The following is a 23,455-nucleotide window of genomic DNA, read 5'->3' as shown; positions in this document are numbered from 1 at the left end:
ATTGCTCCTGTCTAACAACATGCCGGGCGAACAGTTACACGATCAAACGTCCCTGATCGACGATCACCCGCTCATCGACGCGTAAACTGGCCGCACTGATCACAAAATCAATATTGAGCGATGAGGCATTCGCTCCGCCCATATACCGGTTCTCGCCAAACGCAATGAAGAGTGCGCCTTGAATATGCTCATCGACGATTGTCCAGCCAATAGGATGGTGCAATTGCGGGTTGAGTCCAATACCAATATGGCTAATCCGGCGCGGTTCACCACTGTGGCGGTCGAAGAGCGCATTAAGCTGGTCGGCTCCGCTGGCCGCTGCAAGCTGCGTGACGCGACCACCGGCAAAGTGAAGATGAACTGCGCGTGCCGGGCCGGCCACCGGCAAGAAGAGATCGCCTTCGGCGCTCTCCTCAAGGACGGTGGTATAGATTGATCCCGCCGGCAGGTTGATCACGATGGCCCCTGTTTCGCCGACACTGGTAGTCAGTTGGCCGGTATCACACAACCATGGACGCTCACCGTGGTCGAGTCGTAACTCGTACCCCGGCCCACTCACGATGGTGATAGTAGATGCATTACGCAGTGCCGGCATGACCCGCTCAGTGATAGTACGTAGTTCGGCCGGTTCTACCAGCAGCGCCGGCATCATGCGCAATTCCAGCTCTTCGTGACTGATACCCAGTTGGGCTGCTTTGCCAATGGTCGGGATGGCAGCAATGACCTGTGGAATACGCCGCTCCTCACGCACCATTTCAAGCCGGTCACAGGTGGTACTGAAGGCACGAAGGAACTCATCAGCCACCCGTTGCAAGTCTGGTTGTGCGCCGATCAGCGTCAGTGAGCGATCAACGTGCTTCAACCATTCGGCATACCGCTGATGTCGTTCGGCGAGCATTTCTGGCGGTGTCGTTGCCAGTAAGCGTTCAATGTGCTGGGCTGGCTGAATGGCAATCAGCGGTTCCGCTCCAATGCTTTCCAGAGCGAGCAACACCGCGTGCAGCAGACGTTGATTGCCCGCTTCGTCACGAATCTCGACCAGCTCACCGCGTTGGGCACCGAGTGCATCAACCAGACGCCGGGCCAGTTGATCCCACAAGCTCGCGACCATGAGCGTTTCCTCTCTACAGTAGTGGAATGTACTGATAGTTTGCCGGTACGAAGAAACTCCCTTCCGTCACGCCCTGCGGTGAGCACTGGCGTAAGCGACGGCCTAGCTCGACTGCGCTGATCGTGTTGTGGAGATACGCCCGAAATGCTTCGCTAATAGCAGTGACCTGCGCCGCCGACTCGTGGACAAATTCCAGGCGGTAGTGCCCGATCCCGGCAGCCCGCCAGCGATCAAGGTATTTACTGGCTTCCTGCGCCTCGGCACCGAACACCGTATTGCGACAACCGACATCTGCAATTACCGGATGTTCTCGTCCATTTGTATCGCGTAATGCCACTTGATGCCGTTCGCAGGGCCGACCACAATCTTTGTAGCTGGTACCATTCGACAGAAACCGACAGAAGACGCAATGTTCGGTGTGGAAGACCGGAAGATGGTGGTAGGCGATCACCTCAATCCGGCTCCCGCCAATCCGCTCCGCCAGATGCGCGATCTGTTCGGCATTGAGGTCGTGGGTGGGCGTTAATCGCTGCAATCCCAGTTTCAGCAGCAGATCGGCGGTCAGGATATTCGCTGCGTTCAGGCTGAAATCACCGGTCAACGCTACGGTTGGATCATCGCGCAGCAGTTCGAGCAAGCCGGTTGAGCGTACCAGCAACGGAGTTTGTAGCTTGCGCAGAAACCGCACGATCCGCTCGTCTTCGGGCTTGAGCACACGTGGGGCAGCGATCCGGGCGGGAATGCCGGCGTCACGAATCTGAGCCAGCGCCGGTTTCAACCCCTCAAGATCGAGGTAATCGAGTGTGATGCTATCAGGGCGCAGGGCAATCGCTGCCGCGAGCTGTTCGGGCGAACGCACCAACAGGTGCAGGTGCGGTGTTGCTGATGGCGGGGTCGGTTTCACGGCTGCCAGGGCCTCATCTACGATCTGATCGGGATTGAGAATGGTCAGTGCGGGTGGTTGACTCTGCAATTCGGCGAGTTGCGTTGTTGCCTGACGGCGCAACTGGTTGAGTAGCGATACCGGTACGAAGGGATTACCTTCAATCACCGCCGAAAGATCGCTCAGAATGTAGGGTGTATCCCCCAGTCGACTGAGTTGATCACGTAACGTCACTTCATCAAGCGGTCGATTTTGCGCAGTTGTGAGCGGTGCTTCACTCCGCACAACAACCGACAATGCCGGCTGGTCGATAAGCGTCCACCTCATTTCAAGCGCAGTACCGGCAGATACCTGGACGTGAACACGTACCGGTTGCCGACGTACCGGCGCCGCTGGTTGGACGAAGGGGCGTGCGATACGTTCGGTCTGCGGATCAGACGTGCGCCAGAGCAGATCACCGAACCGAATCCGGCGCGGATTGATCACTCCCTTCATAAACCGGATTGCCAGCCGACCATCACCTGCCGGTTCCACGGCGACGATCCGGCCACCCTCTTCCGGCTCCTCTGGACTTCGCCAGTCGGCGGCATCAAAGACCACACCATCACCGGGTTTCAGCGGCGCTGCCTCACGTCCCGGCTCCGGCGTAACGATGATTGTGTCTGACCGCACCTGTACGACGCGCCCCATGAGCAGACCACGATGACGTGGCGCCCGCCCTTCAACGACTGCCTGATGGTTGGTTCCCCGCAGGAAATGCGGCCCCAGACCACGCGAATAAACCTGCTCAAGATGCAGCCGATCAGCCTCCGTCAGATCGGGGGGCAAACCTGCCCAGGCAGCATCAAGCGCTCGACGATAGGCATTCGTTGTAATCGCAACATATTCAGCATCTTTGTAGCGACCTTCAATCTTAAGCGCACTGACACCCAGACGAGCAATGGTTGCCATATCATCAATTGCCGCCAGATCACCCGGCGAGAGGAGATACCGAGCTGCACCCAGTGGTCGGTGTTCACCATCGACAATCATCTCATACGGCAACCGGCAAGCCTGCGCACACTGACCACGATTGGCGCTGCGTCCTCCCCATGCCTCCGAGGAAAAGCACTGGCCGGAGTACGAGACACAGAGCGCACCGTGGACAAATATCTCCAGCTCGATAGAGCTGCGGGCACGGATCGCGGCCACCTCTGCCAGCGATAATTCGCGCGCCAGCACAACCCGCGAAACGCCGTAGCGAGCCGCTAGTTCAACACCTTCAGTGCTGGTAATACTCATCTGCGTACTACCATGAATGGGAAGATCGGGCGCAATCCGGTGAGCAAGAGCCGCAATGCCGAGGTCCTGGACAATGATCGCATCGGTACCGGCAGCGGCAATCTCGGCCAGGGCATTGGCAGCCGCCCGTATCTCGTGATCGAACACCAGGGTGTTAAAGGTAACATACCCCTTCACGCCACGCCGATGCAGCGTCTTCATCACCTCAGGTAATTCGCCGCGGGTAAAGCCCACCTTGGCCCGCGCCGTAAAATGGGTTAATCCAAAATAGACTGCATCCGCGCCGGCTTCAATGGCAGCGTACAGTTGTGGCCAATAACCGGCTGGACTCATTATTTCGGGTTTACGCATAGCACGTCTCTCTTGTGGGTATGGAATTGATCCTGTGCTCCATTCAAAACAGGCAACGAGCACAAGACACACAGTATGCAACCAATAGTTGGTGCGGTGCTTCCGGTTCTACGAACGCAGAACTCGCTCCTTCAGCGGCGTCCGCTGTTTGACGGCGACTTACGTGCGATGCACCTTAAAGATCGATAGATACAAATTTGTGGCATAACCACAATTACTACAGCGATTGCCATCGAGACCAACCCGCCGACTCACGCCGTGCTGCCGACTAATCAGCGTTGCGTGGCAAGACGGACAACGTGTTGGCTGATTAGGCTCGTGACCGTAAATAAACTGCAAGCCACCCTCGTGACCGATACGACGAGCCTGCTTGGTTGCCGCCGCCGTCTCGCTCCCGGCATCACCTGGTAGCACATGCCACGGCGTTTCCTCGCCCAGTGTCTTCTTGATCCACTCAACCAGATCACGCAGCTCATCGGGGTGATCATTGACACCGTGATGAATACGGGTTGTAATCTCAATATGACATTTCCAGCGCTGCTGTGCCTCTTCAGCAAAACGGAGAATGTGGTGCCAGTCGCTTATCCCGCCCAACCGTTGGTACGCATTATCGGAAAAGCCGCGCAGATCGAGACTAATACCGTTAAGGTACGGACCTAGTTCATTCAAGGCTTCCAAACTTAGCATACCGCTGGTCACAATCGCCGTATAGCGGCTGGCAGCACGGCTCAGTTGCAGCAGCGCCAGCACGTATTCAAAATTGACCGCCGGCTCACCAAATGCCCACACCACACCGCGGCAAAGTCGTTCGAGCGCAAAATCGGCGGCTCGTTGCGGTTCAAGCCGACGCTGCTTTGTCGGTTCGCTCGGTAGTGCGCCGTAAGGACCACGCTGCTGATCGATAGGAAGCGCATAGCCCCATCCGCCAATCGCCAACACCGTCGTATCCGGGAAGAAGTGCCAGAGACGATAATCCTCAACCGGGCCAATCGCTGCTCCGCTGATCATGCCGTGGTTGATCAATTCGATCCCTTCTTCACGACCGATGCGCATGTGACAGTGCCCGATCTCACCCGGTGACAATGTACAACGCCACTGACATGCCAGACACTGAAACGTTCCATCGGCGAGCGGTTGCGCTAATGTGGCCAGCGATGACATAGGATCGACGTTCCTTTATTGCTACGGACTGGCAATTTGCCGTTCATTCGAGTATAATGCCATTGGTGGCGGAGGGAAACCTTCCCTCCGCATACCATCTTTGGCTTTATGTGCTATTTCTTAGTGTAGCATAGAGTGACCACGTTCATGCTATGACAAATAGTCCTTCATCATCAGAACCGCTCACAAATGATCCGGAAACAGCTCAGGTTCGTCAACCTCGCGCCCCTCTGCGGTACGTGGTTCGTGAATTGCTCGAAACAGCAATCTTCATTCTGCTAGTTTTTCTCATCGTGCGCGGTGTTGTGCAAAATTTCAAGATTGAAGGCTCAAGTATGGAGCCAACGCTCCACACCGGTCAATATATTTTGGTCAACAAACTCATCTATTTTCATTTCGATTTAAACGCACCACTGCGCCTGCTTCCCGGCCAATCCGATCTTCCACCCCGTATTGTATATCCTTTTCGCCCTCCCCAACGCGGTGACATTGTCGTCTTTGAGTATCCACGCGATGTACGTAAAGATTATATCAAACGGGTTATTGGTTTGCCGGGTGACACTATCGAGATTCGTGAAGGTAAAGTCTTTGTCAATGACAAACCGCTCGATGAACCGTACTTGCGTGGTGCGTCCACCTATTGTCTGGGTGGGTATCCATGTGCCCAGGGACCGGTTCGGGTGCCAGCCGGTAGTATCTTCGTGATGGGTGACAATCGCGGCAACAGTTCCGACTCGCGAGAGTGGGATGCCTTACCTCTGGATCGGGTTGTCGGTCAGGCATGGCTCATCTACTTTCCGTTTAGTGATTGGGGATTAGTACCGCACCATCGCTACGAGACCAGTACTGCGGTAGTACCTTAGTCAACCGCTCAATCGTATGCATATCGCAATCAACGCTCATCTGCTTGCGCATACCCACTCGTTTCGGCGGGCCGGGGTTTCTCACTATATCGAGCAGGTCTTACTCCACCTGGCCCAAATTGACCGCGAGAATCGCTACACCGTCTACACCACGCGCGGCCTCGATCAGGCGGCTCTCGGCTTACCGGCCAACTTTGTGGTCAAACCGTCACACTTGCCAACCATTAACCCGCGCGTCCGGATTCCATGGGAACAGATCATTGCCCCGCTCATGTTGCGCGGCAAAGCAGACCTCTATCATGGCTGCCTTAACGTGGCACCGTTGCTCAGTCCAGTGCCAACAGTGATTACCATCCACGATCTGGCCTTCATCCGCTTTCCACAAACGTTTCGGGCCTACAATCGCATCTACCTTGATCTCGCGACCCGGCTCAGTACCCGGCGAGCCAGTCGGATTCTCGTCGTTTCCGAGCACACAAAACGCGAAGTGGTGGGATTACTAGGGGTTGATCCGGAACGAGTCGTCGTGACACCGAATGCCGTGCGCCATCACTTCCGTCCACCTGATCCAGATCAACTCGATCAGTTCCGTGTCCGCCGCAGTCTGCCGGAGCACTTTATTTTATACGTCGGAACCCTTGAACCGCGCAAGAATCTGACGACGCTACTCGAAGCGTTTGCACTCCTGAGCCGACATGTGCCGACCGTTCCTCTCCTCATTGGTGGTGGAAAGGGCTGGATGTACGAACCGATCTTTGCCCGTCTCGAACAATTGCAGTTGCGTGACCGGGTAAAGTTCGTTGGTTATATTCCCGAAGAGGAATTGCCCCTGTGGTATGCAGCGGCTACCGTCTTCGTCTTTCCGTCGATCTATGAAGGCTTCGGAATGCCACCGCTCGAAGCAATGGCCTGCGGGACACCCGTCATCACCTCAAACACATCCAGCCTACCGGAGGTAGTCGGTGATGCGGGGTTAATGGTTTCACCGACCGATACCACTGCGCTTGCTGAAGCAATGCAGCGTATTCTGACCAGTCCTGATGTACGAGCAGATCTGCGTATCCGTGGCCTAAAGCGTGCTCAACAATTTTCCTGGACGCAGACAGCAATCAAGACCCTGGAAGCGTACCGGGCAGCGTTGACACACCCCTCTGGTGGGGTATAATGAATGCGTATAGCCAATAGTGCTGGTCCAATGACAAGGAAGGAGTACCTTATGCTCGGCGGTCTTGGCTGGGGTGAACTGTTAATCATCTTGATCATTGTGATTGCGATCTTTGGTGCCGGTAAGCTGGCGGGTCTGGGTGGAGCACTCGGCAGCAGCATTCGCGAATTCCGCAAAGCGGTAAAGGGTGATGATGAGCCACGCAGCGATGCGAAGACTGAGGGCGAGACCAAAGCCTAGTCTCACACATTGAGTCTTCACCGGTGAAATGTGCTGCTGCTCTTTCAGATAGCTTGCTCTTCGTTAGAAGATATTATCTCGCGCACCTGAAAACGTCTGGCCTGAAGCAAGGAGGGTAAAAAACCTCGTTTCAGGCATAGGACTTTTTATGCCCCATTTACCAGTTCCAACATTGTGGCACCTGCGAAGTTAACCCTAACCAACCTGAGCAGGTACACACTCCCTCCGCCCTGCCCTGACGTATGCTATTGTTTTGGCAGAGCTATGCCTGCTCTGCATACCTTACTATCTGGACGTATAATGAAAGCTAACGGTGGAGAAGAGACGCAATTTGGGGTACTGAAAGACACCCCGTTTTGGTACACCTATGAAAACTGAAACCGATTTCTTTGATCAGGCAACAATTGTAGTACGTGCCGGTAATGGTGGCAACGGTGCGGCCACATTCCGGCGTGAAAAATATGTTCCGCGTGGCGGTCCCAACGGCGGTGATGGAGGTCGTGGCGGTCACGTCTACCTGATCGCCGATCCTGAATACAACACGCTGCTCCATTTTCGCTATCAGCGCAAGTTCGTTGCTGAAAACGGGGGACACGGTGGTAAAAATGCAATGCACGGGCGCAACGGCACCGATGTCTATGTGCCGGTACCACCGGGCACAGTAGTGTGGGCAACTATCGACGGCGTTACGTACAGTGTCGATCTGGCCCGCCCCGGTCAACGTCTGCTCGCCGCCCGCGGGGGACGTGGCGGGTTGGGCAACATCCACTTCGCGACCTCGACTCGGCAAGCACCGCGGCTTGCCGAATTGGGCGAACCGGGACAGGAGTTGACCCTTGAACTTGAACTAAAGATGTTGGCCGATGTGGGGCTGGTCGGTTTTCCAAACGCCGGAAAATCGACGCTACTGTCGGTCATTAGCGCTGCCCGCCCAAAGATTGCCGCCTATCCCTTCACCACACTTACCCCGAACCTGGGTATTGTCGAAGTTGGCCTGCAACGCTTTGTGGTAGCCGATATTCCCGGTTTGATCGAGGGCGCTCATGCTGGCGTGGGTCTCGGCCACGATTTTCTGCGCCATGTCGAACGTACCCGGTTATTGATCCATATTATCGATGCCGCTGGTGTCGATGGTCGTTATCCCTGGGATGATTATGAGCAGATCAACACCGAGCTGCGCCTCTATCAGCCTGAACTTGCCCAACGCAAGCAGGTCGTGGCCCTCAATAAAGCCGATCTACCCGCTGCCCAGGAAAATCTGCCGATCTTACGTGAACGATTGCCGGTGGCGCCTGAAGACCTCTTCGTGATCTCTGCGGCCACCGGTGCGGGTATCGAACCCCTGTTGCGCCGAGTTGCCGACCTGCTACGGGCCGATCCCCCACCACAGCGCGATCCGGTCGATCCCGACGAACCACCACTACAGTGGCCTCTGCCAGAGGTTGATGAGAATGCCTTCACCATCGAACGGGAAGGCGAAGCGTTTCGAGTGCGTGGGATCAAGATTGAACGCCTGATCGCAATGAGCAATCTCGATCAAGATGAAGCGCTCGACCGGATTCAACGCGTCCTTGAGGCGAGTGGGATTAACGAAGCCCTGATTGCAGCCGGTGTGCAGGACGGTGATCTGGTACGGATTGGACGGGCTGAATTAGTTTGGGATGATAGCGGACAGCATGCCTTATGACAACAACGAACCAACTCACAACCCCCTCACCGGCGCCACCGGCGCCGCCTACCGATCAGATTGTTCAGACCCGTCATTCGGTAACGATTAACGGGGTGGAAATCGGGTACACCGCGACTACCGGCATCATCATTATGAAGGAGGAGGCCGAGAAAGACGGTGTCAGTACTGGTGAACAGGCACGAGCCGGTATCTTCTTTGTCGCCTACACCCGTGATGATGTCACCGACCTGAGTCGGCGGCCAATTACCTTTGCCTTTAATGGTGGTCCAGGTTCGTCATCGGTGTGGCTACACCTCGGCTTGCTCGGCCCCCACCGCGTCTTGATGCAAGAGGATGGCTGGCCTTTACCACCACCCGGACGGCTGACGCCCAATCAATACTCTTTGCTCGATGTCAGTGATCTCGTCTTCATCGATCCGGTCAGCACCGGCTATAGCCGCCCGGTGACCGGCGAGTCCGCGAAGCAGTTCCATGATTTTCGCAAAGATATCGAGTCGGTCGGCGATTTCATCCGCCTCTACGTGAGCCGCTATGGACGCTGGCTGTCGCCGAAATATCTGGCCGGTGAGAGTTACGGTACCACGCGGGCAGCCGGTCTGGCCGGCTATCTACAAGAGCGACACGGCCTCTATCTGAATGGGCTGATGCTGATTTCAGCCGTACTGCATTTTCAGACCCTCTCGTTCGATCACGGCAACGACTTGCCGTACATGCTCTTCCTGCCAGCCTACACAGCGACTGCTTTCTACCATCGCCGTCTCGAACCAGAGCTACAACGCGACCTGATCACAACCTTACGTGCAGCAGAGGCGTTTGCGCTTGGCGATTATGCACTGGCCTTGTTACAAGGTGACCAGCTTGATCCATCCGCCACCGAGCGCATCATCACCCAACTGGCACGCTACACCGGCCTGAGCCGAGAATACATCGAACGGTCACGATTACGCATTCGCGATGATCGGTTTGTTAAGGAATTATTGCGTGATCAGCAACGCACAGTTGGTCGGCTTGATAGCCGGTTTACCGGTAGCGACCGTGACGCAGTAGGCGAAACGGTCGAGTTCGATCCGAGCCTGGCAGCCATTCTTGGCCCGTACACGGCAGCTCTAAACGACTACGTGCGTCAGCGGTTGGGCTTTAGCAGTGACCTGCCCTATGAAATCCTCACCGAGCGGGTTTGGCCGTGGAGCTTCAACGACCATCAGAACCGCTATGTTGATGTCGCCGAGACCTTACGTCGGGCAATGCATCGGAATCCAGCTCTGCGGGTACATGTGGCAAGTGGATACTACGATCTGGCAACTCCCTACTTTGCCACCCGCTATACGCTGAGCCATCTGGCACTCGATCCAGCATTGCGCAGCCAGATCAGCGAGAGTTTCTATTCTGCTGGTCATATGATGTACATCCACGAACCGTCACTCGCCGCGTTAAAAGCCGTCCTCTCTGACTTTGTAAGCATTGGAGAAAGGTGAGTCATGCAAGGCGAACCATGTCACATCACAGCGCAACGTAAGGCGATCCAGCTCACTCATGGGCGAGCCAGCTTTCTGGAATGGCCTGCTGACGGACCGGTCGTTCTGTTGTGTCATGGCATTACTAGCAGCGCAGTCACTCTCTGGCGATTAGGCGCTGACCTGGCTGCCGACGGCTGGCGGGTTATTGCTGTCGATTTACCCGGTCACGGCCAGAGTGATCTCAGCCCTGCTCACGATATGGACACTATCGCCGGGATTGTCGGCGACCTGATCCATGCCCTCGCGATCACCGATCTGGCAATGGTAGGCCACTCGTGGGGTGGGGCAACCACACTGGCTCTCATCAGTGGACAGCACCCGGCCCGCACCGCAATCAGGCGAGCTGTCTTGCTCGATCCACTCGTTCGGCAGGAAGCAGCCGTCGCACCCTCACTGTTGCCCCAGTTTACCATTGGCGTCGGTCAACCACCCGCCGAGACTCTCCCACGTTTACGCGAGTTGAATCCCGACTGGCATCCCTGTGATTACTACTGGAAAGCCCAGGCATTGGCCGAATGCAGGTACGAACAGGTAGCCGGTCTCTTCCTCATACCTGACGATTGGACACTGGTACCCCGCATTGCCCGGGTGCAGATACCGGTATTAATCCTCCTGGCCGAGCCTACCTACACCATCATTCCACCGGCGATCCAGGACGAGTTACGTGCTACCGCGCCAGCCGATCTTGTCCAGATGACAACGATTCCAGGTACCAACCACAACATGCTGCGTGGGCCAGGGTACGAGTCAACCTTCCAGGCCTTACGGCAGTTTTTGAAATAACAAATGGCGGCGCCTGAACGCCGCCGTATCAATCCGAACGATCACCGGGCGCAGTCGGGGCGCTACATCGCCTCACGCCGTGATGGCACCTGGAGGCTAACCGGTCGTTCGGCGGTATGAGAACGATTCCGAACCAGCTCACTGTAACGGCGGGTCGAACGCGGATCGCGGTGGCCGAGGATACGTCGCACAACCTGTTCCGGGTAGAATGTGATCAGTTCTGCGGCAGCAGTGTGACGCAGATGGTGCAAGGTATAGCGGGGTTGCTCGCGGCCATCAACAATATCGATCAGACGGGCAGCTTTGCACACGGCCACCCAGCGGCGGTGCAGCGTATCATACGACACCCGCGTTCCGCGGGAGGAACGGAACAACGGTGTCTCCGGAGCAGCATCTTCCATATCACGCACCCACAACCGCAATCCGCGCAGCGAGCGCGGCATCGCGTCAGGGGTCAAGACAATCATCCGCTTGCTGCCACTCTTACTGTCCTGAACCAGAAGCATTTCACGTCCAGGTTCAAGTATCACGTCACCGACGTTCAGGTTCAAAACCTCGTCTGTACGGATGCCAATTTCACGGAGCATTGTAAAGATAAGGCGATAGGGCTGTGGTGCCGCAGCAATTGCCTGATCGAGTGCGCGTAGCTCAGCCTCGTTGGTAATCGGTTGCGGTCGATGTTCGGTAGGCAAACGCCCATCAATCTGTTCAACCGGATTGTGCGTCACGTAGCCACGCTCTAATGCCCAGCGAAAAAACCGACCCAGACTGGCGATTCGTCGGTTCGTCGTGCCCGGTTGCTCCTGACGCCTCTCCAGGAACTGCTGAATATCAGCCGTCGTGATAGCACTCAGCTCCTGGCATAGAGCAAGTCCGGCTGTCCGCAGATCACACCGGTACGAGGTGATGGTATTGTCGCTCAATCCATCATCGCACTTCAAATCGTGCAAAAAGTGTTCGAGTTCGCTGATAATGGTGCGCGCATGCTGTGAACCGGCTCTGTTCGCATCAGACATACGACTCTCCTCTCTCCTGCTGTGATGAAGATATTCTCTTCAGGATCTACACAGCAAGTAGCTCACAGCGCACCGGTCAGCGCCGTAAGCAATGACACTCCTGTCAGATTGACTCTGCGCTGCAATTATCTATCACGACCCTATCTCACAATGGCAGATGGGTTACTCCCGAATATGGAAACAGTGAATGCATCATCACTGAGTGATGCCTGCCGAATGCCGAAGATGCAATCCTCAGCAGCATAACACCGTGAACAGCTTCATTGTGTTCGGTATTGATTGCATTATAGCAAATGCTTTGACCTCATGCTAGTTCTAAAAATGAATATTTTTTGCTTTAAGGCAAAACCATTATCGTCATGAAAACCAACAGAAAACCGGATCACCCGGCAGCACAAAATTGTTGGGAAAATAGAGCCTGATCAGGTGTTAACATTGCCTGATTAGTTAAGAAAGGACAAGTTGCCGGGCGTTCGGTGGGTTGGTGGGATGCTGCACCGACGAGTTCAATAAGGCGACGGGTTACAACCCTACCTCGATTCCTGGAAGCCCCACCGGGGCTGGCCTGACGGCGAGAAGTGGGGGCCGGGCGTGCTACTGCATAGCCCCGCAGAGGCTTGCACGTTGTCAACTAGGGCGTCAGCCCGTATGACCGGGTGTGCTCGTGGATAGCCCCGCAGGGGCTTGCATGTTCTTAGACAGAGTTTCCGCCCGCCTGACGGCAAGGAGCAAGTTGCCAGGCGTACCACTGCATTGCCCCACAAGTGCGACAACTACACGACTGGCTTACCCGATTACCGCGTCATTCGTCCACCAGCTCTAAAATGTTGCCTTCCATTCATCGCCAGTGCAATACCGTCTTGAAGCGTAGCCCGTGTCTCAAAGATACGTAGATCGGCACCAAGACTAACCCGTGTCTGCGCTACTTCAGGACTGATTCCTGTCAATACTACCTGCGTCCCAAGTAAGCGCACAGCTCGCGCCGCTCGAATCAAGGCATCGGCGACAAAGGTATCAACCGTCGCAACCCCTGTAATATCAACAATCACGATTTCAGCCCCGCGTGCCGACACCCCTTCCAGCAACGTTTCGATAATCAGGTTAGCCCGGCGCTGATCAATAGTACCGATCAGGGGTAAAGCCACGGCCCGATCACTGATTGGCACCAGCGGAGTACTTAATTCACGTAAGGCCCGCTCCTGCGCGTCAATAATCTCTGCCTGCATCTGCAAGCGCTCGAACTCGATGGCCTTGATCTCCCTGATATTCTGCATCATACCGACCATTCGTACCGCTTTCCCATCCGGGCCGGCGAGAAAATAGCCACGATCCAGAATCCAGACATACGAACCATCTTTGTGGAGAAAGCGATACTCAATATCATATTCGCTCAAGCGAGCTTCAGCTTCCCCTAGTAATGCAACCGCCCGCTCGCGATCTTCTGGATGGATCAATTCTGCCCACTGCGCGATACCACCACTCAATTCACTCAATGTCCGCCCGCAAACATGCTCGGTCTCGCCACTCCAGACAATCTCACTACTAACCACATCGTAATCGTAGATCATCAATCGTAATGCCCGGACCAGCATTGCATAACGGTGACGCAGATCATTGAGTTCCTGAAGCAGGTGTTGGGGATCAAGTGCCATGACTGACCTCTTTCCACATCGAGCTGACAGCATGGTCACTAAGCGGCGGGGCTACGGGTGATTGTAGGGGAAAGATGACTCTGTTGTCAACTCTCTTACGCCCTCCCATACACCGGAATCGCGGCACCGCTGATGATCCGTGCTGCCGGGCTGACGAGAAAGTGAATGACGGCAGCAATTTCTTCTGGTTTCACCCAGGCCCCAAAATCGGCTTTCGGCATTGCCGAGCGGTTCGCCGGCGTATCAATCACACTTGGCAATACAGCGTTGACAGTAATATCGTGCGGGCGTAATTCGGCCGCCAGTGCTTCGGTCAGTTGCAGCACCGCCCGCTTGGCCGCCGCATAGGCCGCCAGATTGGCACCGGCCTGAGTCGCAGTCCGGCTGCTGACATTCACAATTGCCCCGCCGCCGCGGGCAATCAGGTAGGGAATGGCAGCTGCACACGAAATCACCGCCGTCTTCAGATTTATATCAAGCTGCGCCTGCCAGAGCGCCCATGGCGTCTGATGCACCGGCTCGCCACCGGCGAAGCCGCCAGCAGCGTTGATCAAGATGTCGATCCCACCATGCGTCGTTGCAATCGTGCGATAGGCAGCCTGGGTTGCCGATTCATCGGTGAGATCGAGCGGTATACCGATTACTGCCGGCATACGTTCGGCAAGCGCCCGAAAAGCATCCTCTTTCACGAAGGGGACGACAACCGTAGCGCCGGCATTTGACAAACGTTCAACAACCGCAACTCCTAATCCCCCCGTGCCGCCGGTGATAATCGCAACCTTTCCTGCCAGATCCATGGCTCTTCCTCTCGTAGATATATGAACAACTCTGGCGCACACCTACGCCAGAGTCGCCTCTATGCTCAGACAAACGGAGAGCACTCCTCGCAGGCAACCCCATCGTTACCCGTTTTGGTATTGACTACTGCATCAGCAGGTCGAAATGCGGTCGTCCGTCATCGCCTCCCAGTCGGCGCAAACCACGTTGAATCGCTCGCGCTGCGCCTTCGCCGATCCAGAATGTCAGCACTGAACCAACAATCAGGCCCAACGCGCTGCCCAACGCTGCGCCACTGGCGAACAGAACGAACCGTTTGCGTCGCGACGCTGCTTTGCGCCGCGCAGTCTCCTTGCCCATATGCTTCCTCACTGCACAACGACTACCGGCATTGCTTTGCTCCAAAGGCGTTCTAACCGGTAGTACTCACGCTGGCTTTGGCTGAAGATGTGCACCACAATGTCGCGGTAGTCGAGCACAACCCAGCCGGTATCGGCGCTCCCTTCAAAGCGCGGGTTTAACCCGTGCTCGGTTGAAATCTTCTCGTCGATGTGGTCGATGATCGCTCGCATCTGCCGATCATTGTCGGCGGTACAGATAATGAAGTAGTCGGCAATGGTTGTCTGCGAGCGGATGTCCAGCAGGACAATGTCGTGCGCCTGCTTGTCTTCTACCAGCTCGACGATGCGGCGGGCAATCATTCCGGTCTCGATGGTTCTTTCCTCCTGTAGTGTATTATTGTATCATCCTGAATCCTATCACAATTGACGCACCTTGTAAAACTATTATAGCAGGATTGCTACGGCTAATCTACGATAGACGGGCAGGGATGTTGTTGCCGTATTCGCAGTTCTGTCGGTACCTGATGTGGTATGCGGCAGAACTGGCTGTTCAGAGAGGAGTATGGGTGATGAACGAACCGCTATCATTACGTATTGGGCAGGCGTGTCTTGAGGTGGTCGAAGGCGATATTGTGAGCCAACAGGTTGATGCGATTGTCAATGCCGCTAACGAACAGTTGCAGCAGGGTGGTGGTGTCTGCGGTGCAATCTTTCGCGCTGCCGGAGCTGCTGAACTACAACGGGCGTGTGATGCTGTTGCTCCCTGTCCAACCGGCGAAGCTCGCATTACACCCGGTTTTGCCCTACCGGTACGCTATATCATTCACGCGGTTGGGCCTATTTTCAACCACTATGCACCGTCAGAAGCCGACCGGCTGCTCATAAGCGCCTATCGCGCAAGCCTGGCGCTGGCCCGTCAATATGGTCTGCACAGTATCGCTTTTCCCAGTATTGCCACCGGTATCTACGGTTTTCCGGTCTCTCGCGCCGCACCGCTGGTACTACAGACTCTCATCGATGATCTGCACACCCATCAGACACCTGGTCTGGTGCGGATGGTGCTGTGGCGCGATACGTTCCCGGTGTATCGTGACGTGTTCACTCAAATACAATCTGAACGGAGTCTGAACGGTGGGTAACTGATGAGGTGCTGAAGAAAACCTCTGCTCTTCACCAGCCGTGCCCACAACAGGGTTGTGCCTGTACGAGTGTGTTGATACCAGGCATGAGCCTGTTTCCTATGGCGATGAGTCGCTATCTGCATACGATCTCGTGACAGCGAGCAGGCGTGGTTGCAACTATTTGGTAAAACTTTCGTCAAATTCGCAGAATACGTGGGCACAACTCTTTGGCCCTGGCTGGAAGGAGCCGATATATGCAGACACGACTTACCCGGAGCAGAACAGATCGCATGATTGGCGGTGTGTGTGGTGGTCTGGCCCGCTACTTCGCCGTTGATCCGGTCATTGTGCGCTTAATCTTCGTGCTGATCTTTTTCATCAATGGCATTAGCCTGCCGATCTATCTGGTGCTGTGGCTGATTATGCCAAGAGAGAATCCGCCGACCCCCTTCTCCTCGACAGGTAGCGAGGCAAATTTCGCTCCGCAGGAAGCCTTTGTCAGCCAGAGTCAGGTGAGTGGGCAGGCACGGGTCGGATATGCGCCCGATCCCTCATATCGCTTCGATCCACTTACCGGTCAGCCTATCGGCGGCCCGGCAACCAGTGAGACAGTACAACTGACCACGACACCGTCGCGTCGTCGTAACTGGAGTTTACTCGGCATGATTCTGATCGGTGTGGGCGGTATCATTCTGCTTGAGCAATTGGGGGTAAATCTCTCACTACTATTCCCCGTGCTGTTGATTGGGGCCGGCCTGGTGCTGTTACGACGTGGACGCTAAATGAAACCGGTCACATCAGCCAGAAACAGGGAATGAACACTATCGTAGAAGTCCAGGGTAGGGGCGCACGGTCATGCGCCCCTACAGTGGCATCCCCTGCGTTCACCACCTCAATCCGTACCACGCCACGTTCAGGGTTCGGCAAGGGTAAGATGACGTATGTGTCGCCCCTTTACAGGTAGAGCCAGATCATTGGCCCGACCGTTATTCTCTCTTGCCCTGACCGACCGCTGTTGTGGTATCGGCGAATGGTATAGCGGTAGTGAAACATCCTTTGCCAACCCCACTGTCACCGGCCGGTCAAAGTCCCCCCATCATTGCCGCAATCACAACCGCGATCAGGGCGCCACTAATTGAGCTGATCAGGTTTACCAGGTCGTTATCCATCCAGCGCCAGCCACGCAAAAAGCGATTGGGAGTACCATCGCGGGCCACTCGACGTTCAGTCTCGCGCCCATCAGGATAGACGTAGATGGCCTGTACGGTAGCACCGAGCAGGCTATCGATCAATGCGCCACCCAGACCACCAAGGACGCCGGCCAGAATCATCCACCACGGTGGCGTACCACCGATACTGCTTAGCAGAAACATGGTGATGCCAATCAATAGCCCACCTGCGGCAGCCGCCGAGGTACCCATCAGGGTAACACCGCCGGATGTTCCCGGTGGTACGGGCTGGCGCGTCGTAATCAGCCGTGGTTCGTGCGGGCTGAGTACGCCCACTTCGGTCGCCCAGGTATCGGCAGTCACCGTTGCCATTAATCCAACGAACGCTGCCAGTAACACCGCCGGCTGGTCGTTCAAGGCATACGCAACTGCGCAAAGTGCACCTAACCCACCATTGGCAATCGTCTGAAAGAAATCACGCCTGCCGCCCTTGGCAAACTTTTCTGCTGCTCGCCGTTCTTTAAGGGATTCTTTGTAGTGAGAGAGTAGACTACTGCTGACGAAAAAGACGATCAGGGTAATTCCCCAGGCCCAACCACCAAAACCAAACGTCAATGTCCCGACTAATATAGCACCCAACCAGCCACTTTCGCTTAGTGAACGACGGGCAAAGGCAATACCGCCGATCACAATGCTGAGCACAAATCCCAACCCGATCTGCACAACGTCAATCATAGTCTCCCCCGACGCACTCGCCGGAGCGGCAAAAAAGAACGCAGAGCACCAATTGCGTGGTGCTCTGCGATTATACCAGAGACAGGGACAGGATTGATTAGGCTGCGGCGCGAGCTGCTAATGTCTGACGAGTCTGGCGGGCAACGCCACGCAGTGCTGTCTCAAGATCGGCACCTAGCATATCGGCGACGGTCTTCTCCGGTACAAACGACGCCATCATGCCTAGAAGCGGTGTCAGGTCAATTCCCATAACAACCTGTAGCTCGGTACCATTGACCGCCTGGCTTAGCACCCAGCGTGTCTCGACCGGTAGCGGCGTGCGCACAGTGAAGACGATTTCGCGGTTGTCTTGCCAGGTCAGATCACCTTCACAGCGGATCGTGCCGAACAAGCCACCCATTGACATATAGGTGACTAAACGGGCACGCCGTGCAACATCATCACGATCAAACAGCTCTGTCTTCTGTACACGAGGCAAAATCTGGCTGATCAGTGCCGGATCGGAAAGAGTTGTGAATACCTGCTCTGGCGTTACTCCCTCTATATGGCAGCGCCGTCCTACTTTAATCATCATGCTCTCCTGCCTCTGTACTGTCAATGTTTTGCAAAGTCATAATAGCATCCTTGCACAGACATGTCAATAGCTTTATTAATGAAAATACAACGAGGCACGTCGTTTTAAGTGCGGCAGCCATACTGCCACGCCAGCCGTGCTGGCGATCAGGTGCGGGGCGCAACGGTTTCGCCGCCGGTCACGGCAGCGCACCGCTGTCTGGTATGACGATACGTGGTGCATAGACGGGACGTGAGCCGAGGAGCGGATCGTGGCGCGTCGTTTGGCGTGCGGCAGCATGGCCGCCGCGCCAGCCGTGCTCACGAGTAGGCGCGTGTTACACCGTCCACCCTGCTGGTCACAGAGATGCTGGATGTGCTCGTCACGCACATACTCCCAGACTGCCGGTATGACAGGAGCATGGTTGACGACCATCTCCAGTGCCATCACTCGCTTAATGGATTGCCTTCTCCTGCCGCACTGACAGACTGGAAGCAGGATATGCTGTCCTTAGTGATTGGTAAGCATTCATGCGTCTATGCGACAGTCTGGATGCACGACAGCACAGCTTTTATGAAATAGGTGCTACTCTTCGCTAACAACCACCGGCTCAGGTTGATCGCGATTGGCCCAATACATCAAGAGCAGCGCACTCAAGGCCAGAACTGCGAAACCCATTGCCAGAGGAGTCACTGTGCCGTTGTACGCCTGCCCAATAACCGCACCGAGCGGAATAGCGACGAAGGTGGAAAGCGAGCCAACCACTGCCGAACCTACACCGGCAATATGGCCGAGCGGTTCCATCGCCAGTGCGTTCATGTTGCCGAAGAGAATGCCTAGACAGAAGAAACACGGGATCAGGTACGCCATCAACATCCATAGCGGCGGTTGCCCGGCGGTGAGCAGAGCTATCCCAACAAAGAGCAGGGCTATGCTGCACAACGCAAACAGCGCAACTTTTACCAGCGGACGCATGCCGTAGCGCATGACGAGGCGGCCATTCACGAATGAAGCGAGACCAATCGCCAGCGCATTGATGGCAAAAAACAATGGAAACAGTACGCCTAAACCGTATTGCTGTTGAAAAATCTGCTGTGACGAATTGAGATACGCCTGAAGAATGGCTGACACTGCTCCGGCCATGAGGGTGTAGCCGAGTGTGGTGGCGTTTGCCAGTACTTCGCGGAGCGCACCAATCATTCGGTGCACCGACAACGGCACTCTGCGCTCGGATGGAAGTGTCTCCGGCTGACGAAGCGCAAACCAGATCAGTGATACAATCCCCAGCACCAACAATATGACGAAGATGATGCGCCAGGCAGCCACAAACAGGATGGCCTGGCCGATAGCCGGCGCGATGATAGGCACCACGATGAAGACAACCATGATAAATGACATTACCCGTGCCATTGCTCGCCCGGCAAAGCGATCCCGCATGAGCGCCATTGAGACCCCACGTGGCCCGGCCACACCCAACCCCTGAAGCAGACGCCCGATCAGCATCATGGGAAAATTGATGGCAAAGATGGCCAGTAACGAGCCAACACCAAATATGGCGTATCCCAGGTAAATCGCCGGTTTCCGCCCGATGCTGTCCGACAGCGGGCCGTAGAGAAGCTGACCAATCGCCAGGCCGAGAAAGACCATCGTGACGACAAGCTGGTTGGCGTTCTCGTGTGGGGAGCTGAGATCGGCACCAATATCGGCCAGGGCAGGTAACATCAGATCAATCGACATAGCGACCAGCGCGGTCATGAGAGCCATCATGGCGATAAATTCACCTGTTTGCGGGCCGTGTGTGAGTTTTGACGGTGACATGACGTGTCCAATTCCTTTATGCTACGCGATGGGTTTTCGTCGTATTATGCCCTCTTTGCGCAATCTTGACAAGACAATCTTCGCTTTGTCAAAGAGTTTTGCGCCGGATGCAGGATAGTGTTTCTGGGATTATCGGCGGCGAGGGCATTGCCTTCGTCCACGCTGGTAGCAGGTTGCAGCGCCACGTGTCGCAGAGTTCGGCGTGCAGAAGTAAGGCTTTCGCACCCACCGGTCACAGGCACGGCCTGCGTGCTTGCATCTGAGTATGGTAGAGTGTTACACGTAAAGCAGATTTTCCCCCTCAGCCGGAGTAACTATGTCAACAATAATCATTGTACGCGCTCAACCGCGTGACGCAGCGTTGCTCAAGCAAATTGCTGTTGCTGCCAAGCGATATTGGGGCTATCCCGACCATCTCATCAACCAATGGGCCGCCTCGCCAATCATCACCCCAGCGGCGATTGATCACGATCTGGTCTTTGCTGCTCATCAGCAGGGGCAGCCGATTGGCTGGTATCGGTTGATTGTCGATAGCTCACCGGCCATACTCGAAGACCTTTGGGTGATCCCGTCCTGGATCGGCCAGGGCGTGGGGCGAATACTCTTTACCCATGCCGTTGCCCAATGCCGTGCGCATGGAATTGCGCAGATCGAGTTGGACGCTGATCCACATGCCGTCGGCTTCTATCGCTACATGGGATGTACCGTGATCGGGGAGACTATCTCGGAATGGAACCGACCGGTACCCCGGCTCCGCTTTGCGCTTGCGGAAGTGGATTGAAACCGGGGCAACCTTCATGTCTCGTGAAACATGCGCCTACCTTTGTGTGCAGTGTGTGTTTTGTGGGGGAATGATGGATATATCTGCCACCACGTCATCCTCCAGCCTGTGCCAGCACGTGCTCCAATAGTGGCCGGGTGTGGGTCAGAGAGGCTGAACTGGCGATCAAGCGGTGTAGATCAGTAAAGGTGTCGATGTCATACCAAAGGGGCAGGAGTGAGGTCTGTAGCCGCAGTTGTTCGGCAATGGCCAGCGTATCACGCAGTACGGTTGGCGTACTCATGGTGACGCCGGTGAAGAGGGTTGGCATCGGTCGGCGCAACCCAACCAGATAGTAACCGCCATCGCTGGCCGGCCCTAGCACAAGATCGGCCCCTTGCGTTAATTCAGCAATTGCCTGTTCGATGAAGGCCACCGGCAAATCAGGACTATCGCTCCCGATCACGACCACTGCCGGTGCCCCTTCGCTCAGGAGCGCATTGGTGACGGTGGCCAGCCGTTCACCCAAATCAGCGCCAACCTGTGGCCGATGAGCAAAGTCAGGGGCAAGGCTGGCAAAGTAATCGGCGGCGGTTACCGGTGCATACGCAATGATCGGCTGTACCCCGCGTACACTCCGCAATAACGCCGTCAAATCATAAAGAAACGCTTCATACAGCGTAGCTGCCTGCTCTGGGGTCAAAGGCGGGCACAAACGGGTCTTGACCCGTCCCGGCTCAGGGCGACGAGCCATCATCACGAGCGCTGGATGCACGCTCACGGCGTGCCGATAGCGCCTGTTCAGGTGGAGCCGGCGGCTGCGGTACATGCGTAACAATGTGCTGCGGTGCGAATCTCGCGTCCGGCCAGATCGGCGATGGTCACATCGCGAATGGTCTGCGGCAGCGCGAGATCGAGCATCTGATTGAAATCACAGTCGTAGAGTCGCCCATCCCAACCGACCGAGAGCATGGTGCGACACATCACGCCATTCACTGTTGCCGGGTTGAACGCCTGAACGAGCAGGTGCATATATGATTCCAGCTCGCCATTGGCCTGCAAGTGAGCCAGATAGCGGCTGATCGGCATATTGGTGAGCGTATACAGGCGATTGAAGACTATGCCATAACGGGTAGCCAGCTCTTGCCGCCAGCGTTGTTCGAGGGTTTCCTGCGCTTCCGGCAGATAAGGGCCGGTGGGATTTGCAATCAGGTTCAGCACCAACCCGCTACCCTCAATACCGTAGCCCAACGCATTGAGTTCGCGCAACGTCGCCAGCGATTGCGCAAAGACCCCCTCACCACGTTGACCATCGGTCGACTCCGGATCGGTGGTCAGCAACGACGCAATGATCTCGACCCGATGTTCGGCAAAAAATCGGGGCAGATAGCGATAATTTGGCAGTTGGGCAATCGTCAGATTACAGCGGTCGATCACATGGCAACCCAGCGCACGTGCCTGACGAACGATCTCGGTAAATGCGGGATGCAACTCCGGCGCACCACCGGTAATGTCGAGTGTCGGAATCCGCCAGTGCGCCAACACATCCAGACAGGCGGCGACAATCTCCGGCGGCATGACCTCCTTGCGGTCAGGGCCGGCATCAACGTGACAATGACGACAGGTCTGATTACAGCGTCGTCCCACATTGATCTGCAATACGTCAATGCGCGACTCAGCCCGTAAAGGGGCCAGACCGTAGGCCAGGAGTGTCTCATTGAAGGCAGGTATCGGTACCTGTGCCAGCACCTGTTGCTGGATCAGCGGATTGGCCAATGGATGTGCCTGCCGTTGCAACGTTTGAATCAACTGTTTTGATGGCATTTTTACTACTCCTTGTACTAGAGAGTATACCATGCAAGACAAGGAGTATCAGTGGTGTTTTGCGTCTGACAATGCCTGTGCCGTGTGGCTAAAAGTGCGGAAGAGATAATCTCGACTATCCGAAACCCTCTTTACACCTGCTGTACCAGGTGGGTTTGGAAAATCCTACCGACCGGCATCCGTCTCATGTACTGTTATCCCAGGTACTCCCAGACTGTCACCCAGGCGCATGAACGCTTGCCAATCACCAAAGTCTGCCTATCCTGCTCCCAAGCCGTTGGTATGGGGAGAGCAGCTTCATTCGTGTAATCATTCGCTGGATTGAGTGTCTCGCCCGTGCGTCATGCACGTGTTGCGCAGTGTGGAGTGCGGCAGCATGGCTGCCGCAGCCGCCGTGCTCACAATCCGGTGCGTGGCACGCCGTTGACTCTACTGGTCACGGGTATGCCGGGTGTGATCGTATAGAGTCGGTCACGAACGAACGAGATACCTTCTCGTAGACGTTTTTTGAAATAGGTTCTACACTCCAGAATAGGACAATCTTCTTGCTGTGCGATACGTAAAAGTTTTCTCCAGGCTTACACACAAATCGCACCTGTGGAAACACATCCACACACCGATCACTACACGAGCACACCTACCCG

At 55.8% G+C, this 23,455-nt stretch carries 22 protein-coding genes; 9 read left to right on the top strand and 13 right to left on the bottom strand.

Annotation, left to right across the window (positions count from 1 at the left end):
* Positions 1-34: 34 nt before the first annotated feature.
* From VAE57_RS04465 to VAE57_RS04455, 3 genes are all read right to left on the bottom strand, one after another.
* Positions 35-1,111, bottom strand: coding sequence for an aminopeptidase (locus VAE57_RS04465; RefSeq protein WP_322820698.1), 1,077 nt, complete (start codon positions 1,109-1,111; stop codon positions 35-37).
* 13 nt (positions 1,112-1,124) lie between these two features.
* Complete coding sequence (locus tag VAE57_RS04460; protein WP_322820697.1) at positions 1,125-3,626, bottom strand: U32 family peptidase; 2,502 nt, start codon at positions 3,624-3,626, stop codon at positions 1,125-1,127.
* A gap of 159 nt (positions 3,627-3,785) precedes the next feature.
* Positions 3,786-4,787, bottom strand: a complete 1,002-nt coding sequence (locus VAE57_RS04455) for a radical SAM protein (protein ID WP_322820696.1) — start codon at positions 4,785-4,787, stop codon at positions 3,786-3,788.
* Between the two features lie 152 nt (positions 4,788-4,939).
* On the opposite strand from VAE57_RS04455, the gene lepB reads away from it, so the two are divergent.
* The 6 genes from lepB to VAE57_RS04425 all read left to right on the top strand — a co-directional run bounded on the left by lepB (position 4,940) and on the right by VAE57_RS04425 (position 11,045).
* Entirely contained in the window at positions 4,940-5,650 is a 711-nt protein-coding gene (gene lepB, locus VAE57_RS04450) for a signal peptidase I (protein WP_322820695.1), read from the top strand.
* Positions 5,651-5,666: 16 nt separating this feature from the next.
* Positions 5,667-6,815: a glycosyltransferase family 1 protein gene (locus tag VAE57_RS04445; protein ID WP_322820694.1), complete on the top strand. Its 1,149-nt coding sequence runs from the start codon at positions 5,667-5,669 to the stop codon at positions 6,813-6,815.
* 51 nt (positions 6,816-6,866) lie between these two features.
* The gene (tatA, locus tag VAE57_RS04440; protein ID WP_322820693.1) at positions 6,867-7,055 is read left to right on the top strand and encodes a twin-arginine translocase TatA/TatE family subunit; all 189 of its coding nucleotides are present in this window, start codon (positions 6,867-6,869) and stop codon (positions 7,053-7,055) included.
* A 367-nt stretch (positions 7,056-7,422) separates the two neighbouring features.
* Positions 7,423-8,742 (top strand): GTPase ObgE, encoded by a 1,320-nt coding sequence (gene obgE / locus VAE57_RS04435; protein ID WP_322820692.1) that lies wholly within the window; start codon positions 7,423-7,425, stop codon positions 8,740-8,742.
* Positions 8,739-10,220 (top strand): S10 family peptidase, encoded by a 1,482-nt coding sequence (locus VAE57_RS04430; RefSeq protein ID WP_322820691.1) that lies wholly within the window; start codon positions 8,739-8,741, stop codon positions 10,218-10,220. Before obgE ends, VAE57_RS04430 begins: the two co-directional genes overlap by 4 nt.
* A gap of 3 nt (positions 10,221-10,223) precedes the next feature.
* Positions 10,224-11,045 carry an alpha/beta fold hydrolase gene (locus tag VAE57_RS04425; RefSeq protein WP_322820690.1) on the top strand — a complete coding sequence of 274 codons (822 nt, stop codon included), beginning with the start codon at positions 10,224-10,226 and terminating at the stop codon, positions 11,043-11,045.
* A gap of 62 nt (positions 11,046-11,107) precedes the next feature.
* On the opposite strand, the gene VAE57_RS04420 is transcribed toward VAE57_RS04425, so the two are convergent.
* The 5 genes from VAE57_RS04420 to rsfS form a co-directional block, all read right to left on the bottom strand.
* Positions 11,108-12,061, bottom strand: coding sequence for a tyrosine-type recombinase/integrase (locus tag VAE57_RS04420; protein ID WP_322820689.1), 954 nt, complete (start codon positions 12,059-12,061; stop codon positions 11,108-11,110).
* Between the two features lie 794 nt (positions 12,062-12,855).
* Positions 12,856-13,713, bottom strand: a complete 858-nt coding sequence (locus VAE57_RS04415) for a PAS domain-containing protein (protein ID WP_322820688.1) — start codon at positions 13,711-13,713, stop codon at positions 12,856-12,858.
* A 95-nt stretch (positions 13,714-13,808) separates the two neighbouring features.
* Positions 13,809-14,510, bottom strand: coding sequence for an SDR family NAD(P)-dependent oxidoreductase (locus VAE57_RS04410; protein WP_322820687.1), 702 nt, complete (start codon positions 14,508-14,510; stop codon positions 13,809-13,811).
* A gap of 124 nt (positions 14,511-14,634) precedes the next feature.
* Positions 14,635-14,850 (bottom strand): hypothetical protein, encoded by a 216-nt coding sequence (locus tag VAE57_RS04405; protein WP_012257175.1) that lies wholly within the window; start codon positions 14,848-14,850, stop codon positions 14,635-14,637.
* 8 nt (positions 14,851-14,858) lie between these two features.
* Positions 14,859-15,191, bottom strand: coding sequence for a ribosome silencing factor (gene rsfS / locus VAE57_RS04400; protein ID WP_287156726.1), 333 nt, complete (start codon positions 15,189-15,191; stop codon positions 14,859-14,861).
* 209 nt (positions 15,192-15,400) lie between these two features.
* On the opposite strand from rsfS, the gene VAE57_RS04395 reads away from it, so the two are divergent.
* On the top strand, positions 15,401-15,970 hold the full coding sequence (locus VAE57_RS04395) for a macro domain-containing protein (RefSeq protein ID WP_322820686.1): 570 nt from the start codon (positions 15,401-15,403) through the stop codon (positions 15,968-15,970).
* 236 nt (positions 15,971-16,206) lie between these two features.
* The gene (locus tag VAE57_RS04390) at positions 16,207-16,734 is read left to right on the top strand and encodes a PspC domain-containing protein (RefSeq protein ID WP_012257178.1); all 528 of its coding nucleotides are present in this window, start codon (positions 16,207-16,209) and stop codon (positions 16,732-16,734) included.
* Positions 16,735-17,034: 300 nt separating this feature from the next.
* Here VAE57_RS04390 and VAE57_RS04385 read toward each other — a convergent pair whose 3' ends face one another.
* The 3 genes from VAE57_RS04385 to VAE57_RS04375 form a co-directional block, all read right to left on the bottom strand.
* Positions 17,035-17,856, bottom strand: coding sequence for a DUF92 domain-containing protein (locus VAE57_RS04385; protein WP_322820685.1), 822 nt, complete (start codon positions 17,854-17,856; stop codon positions 17,035-17,037).
* 97 nt (positions 17,857-17,953) lie between these two features.
* Entirely contained in the window at positions 17,954-18,430 is a 477-nt protein-coding gene (locus VAE57_RS04380) for an SRPBCC family protein (protein WP_322820684.1), read from the bottom strand.
* Positions 18,431-18,994: 564 nt separating this feature from the next.
* Positions 18,995-20,227, bottom strand: a complete 1,233-nt coding sequence (locus VAE57_RS04375) for a multidrug effflux MFS transporter (RefSeq protein ID WP_322820683.1) — start codon at positions 20,225-20,227, stop codon at positions 18,995-18,997.
* A 316-nt stretch (positions 20,228-20,543) separates the two neighbouring features.
* On the opposite strand from VAE57_RS04375, the gene VAE57_RS04370 reads away from it, so the two are divergent.
* A complete protein-coding gene (locus tag VAE57_RS04370; protein WP_322820682.1) occupies positions 20,544-21,008 on the top strand; it encodes a GNAT family N-acetyltransferase in 465 nt (154 codons plus the stop codon).
* A gap of 94 nt (positions 21,009-21,102) precedes the next feature.
* Here VAE57_RS04370 and VAE57_RS04365 read toward each other — a convergent pair whose 3' ends face one another.
* Together VAE57_RS04365 and arsS are read right to left on the bottom strand one after the other, a co-directional pair.
* On the bottom strand, positions 21,103-21,744 hold the full coding sequence (locus VAE57_RS04365) for a TIGR04282 family arsenosugar biosynthesis glycosyltransferase (protein WP_322820681.1): 642 nt from the start codon (positions 21,742-21,744) through the stop codon (positions 21,103-21,105).
* Between the two features lie 44 nt (positions 21,745-21,788).
* A complete protein-coding gene (gene arsS, locus VAE57_RS04360) occupies positions 21,789-22,811 on the bottom strand; it encodes an arsenosugar biosynthesis radical SAM (seleno)protein ArsS (protein WP_322820680.1) in 1,023 nt (340 codons plus the stop codon).
* Between the last annotated feature and the right edge of the window lie 644 nt (positions 22,812-23,455).

Origin of the sequence: Chloroflexus sp. (assembly GCF_034434295.1) — a bacterium.
Lineage (GTDB): Bacteria > Chloroflexota > Chloroflexia > Chloroflexales > Chloroflexaceae > Chloroflexus.
This window is presented reverse-complemented; position numbering and strand designations above follow the sequence as displayed.

Bases quoted from the DNA above. Each gene is read 5' to 3' on its own strand.
- VAE57_RS04380 (WP_322820684.1), bottom strand. From the start codon at position 18,430: ATGATGATTAAAGTAGGACGGCGCTGCCATATAGAGGGAGTAACGCCA.
- VAE57_RS04385 (WP_322820685.1), bottom strand. From the start codon at position 17,856: ATGATTGACGTTGTGCAGATCGGGTTGGGATTTGTGCTCAGCATTGTG.
- VAE57_RS04465 (WP_322820698.1), bottom strand. From the start codon at position 1,111: ATGGTCGCGAGCTTGTGGGATCAACTGGCCCGGCGTCTGGTTGATGCA.
- VAE57_RS04420 (WP_322820689.1), bottom strand. From the start codon at position 12,061: ATGTCTGATGCGAACAGAGCCGGTTCACAGCATGCGCGCACCATTATC.
- obgE (WP_322820692.1), top strand. From the start codon at position 7,423: ATGAAAACTGAAACCGATTTCTTTGATCAGGCAACAATTGTAGTACGT.
- VAE57_RS04405 (WP_012257175.1), bottom strand. From the start codon at position 14,850: ATGGGCAAGGAGACTGCGCGGCGCAAAGCAGCGTCGCGACGCAAACGG.
- arsS (WP_322820680.1), bottom strand. From the start codon at position 22,811: ATGCCATCAAAACAGTTGATTCAAACGTTGCAACGGCAGGCACATCCA.
- VAE57_RS04460 (WP_322820697.1), bottom strand. From the start codon at position 3,626: ATGCGTAAACCCGAAATAATGAGTCCAGCCGGTTATTGGCCACAACTG.
- VAE57_RS04390 (WP_012257178.1), top strand. From the start codon at position 16,207: ATGCAGACACGACTTACCCGGAGCAGAACAGATCGCATGATTGGCGGT.
- VAE57_RS04425 (WP_322820690.1), top strand. From the start codon at position 10,224: ATGCAAGGCGAACCATGTCACATCACAGCGCAACGTAAGGCGATCCAG.
- tatA (WP_322820693.1), top strand. From the start codon at position 6,867: ATGCTCGGCGGTCTTGGCTGGGGTGAACTGTTAATCATCTTGATCATT.
- lepB (WP_322820695.1), top strand. From the start codon at position 4,940: ATGACAAATAGTCCTTCATCATCAGAACCGCTCACAAATGATCCGGAA.
- VAE57_RS04430 (WP_322820691.1), top strand. From the start codon at position 8,739: ATGACAACAACGAACCAACTCACAACCCCCTCACCGGCGCCACCGGCG.
- VAE57_RS04375 (WP_322820683.1), bottom strand. From the start codon at position 20,227: ATGTCACCGTCAAAACTCACACACGGCCCGCAAACAGGTGAATTTATC.
- VAE57_RS04410 (WP_322820687.1), bottom strand. From the start codon at position 14,510: ATGGATCTGGCAGGAAAGGTTGCGATTATCACCGGCGGCACGGGGGGA.
- VAE57_RS04445 (WP_322820694.1), top strand. From the start codon at position 5,667: ATGCATATCGCAATCAACGCTCATCTGCTTGCGCATACCCACTCGTTT.
- VAE57_RS04395 (WP_322820686.1), top strand. From the start codon at position 15,401: ATGAACGAACCGCTATCATTACGTATTGGGCAGGCGTGTCTTGAGGTG.
- VAE57_RS04365 (WP_322820681.1), bottom strand. From the start codon at position 21,744: ATGATGGCTCGTCGCCCTGAGCCGGGACGGGTCAAGACCCGTTTGTGC.
- rsfS (WP_287156726.1), bottom strand. From the start codon at position 15,191: ATGATTGCCCGCCGCATCGTCGAGCTGGTAGAAGACAAGCAGGCGCAC.
- VAE57_RS04415 (WP_322820688.1), bottom strand. From the start codon at position 13,713: ATGGCACTTGATCCCCAACACCTGCTTCAGGAACTCAATGATCTGCGT.
- VAE57_RS04370 (WP_322820682.1), top strand. From the start codon at position 20,544: ATGTCAACAATAATCATTGTACGCGCTCAACCGCGTGACGCAGCGTTG.
- VAE57_RS04455 (WP_322820696.1), bottom strand. From the start codon at position 4,787: ATGTCATCGCTGGCCACATTAGCGCAACCGCTCGCCGATGGAACGTTT.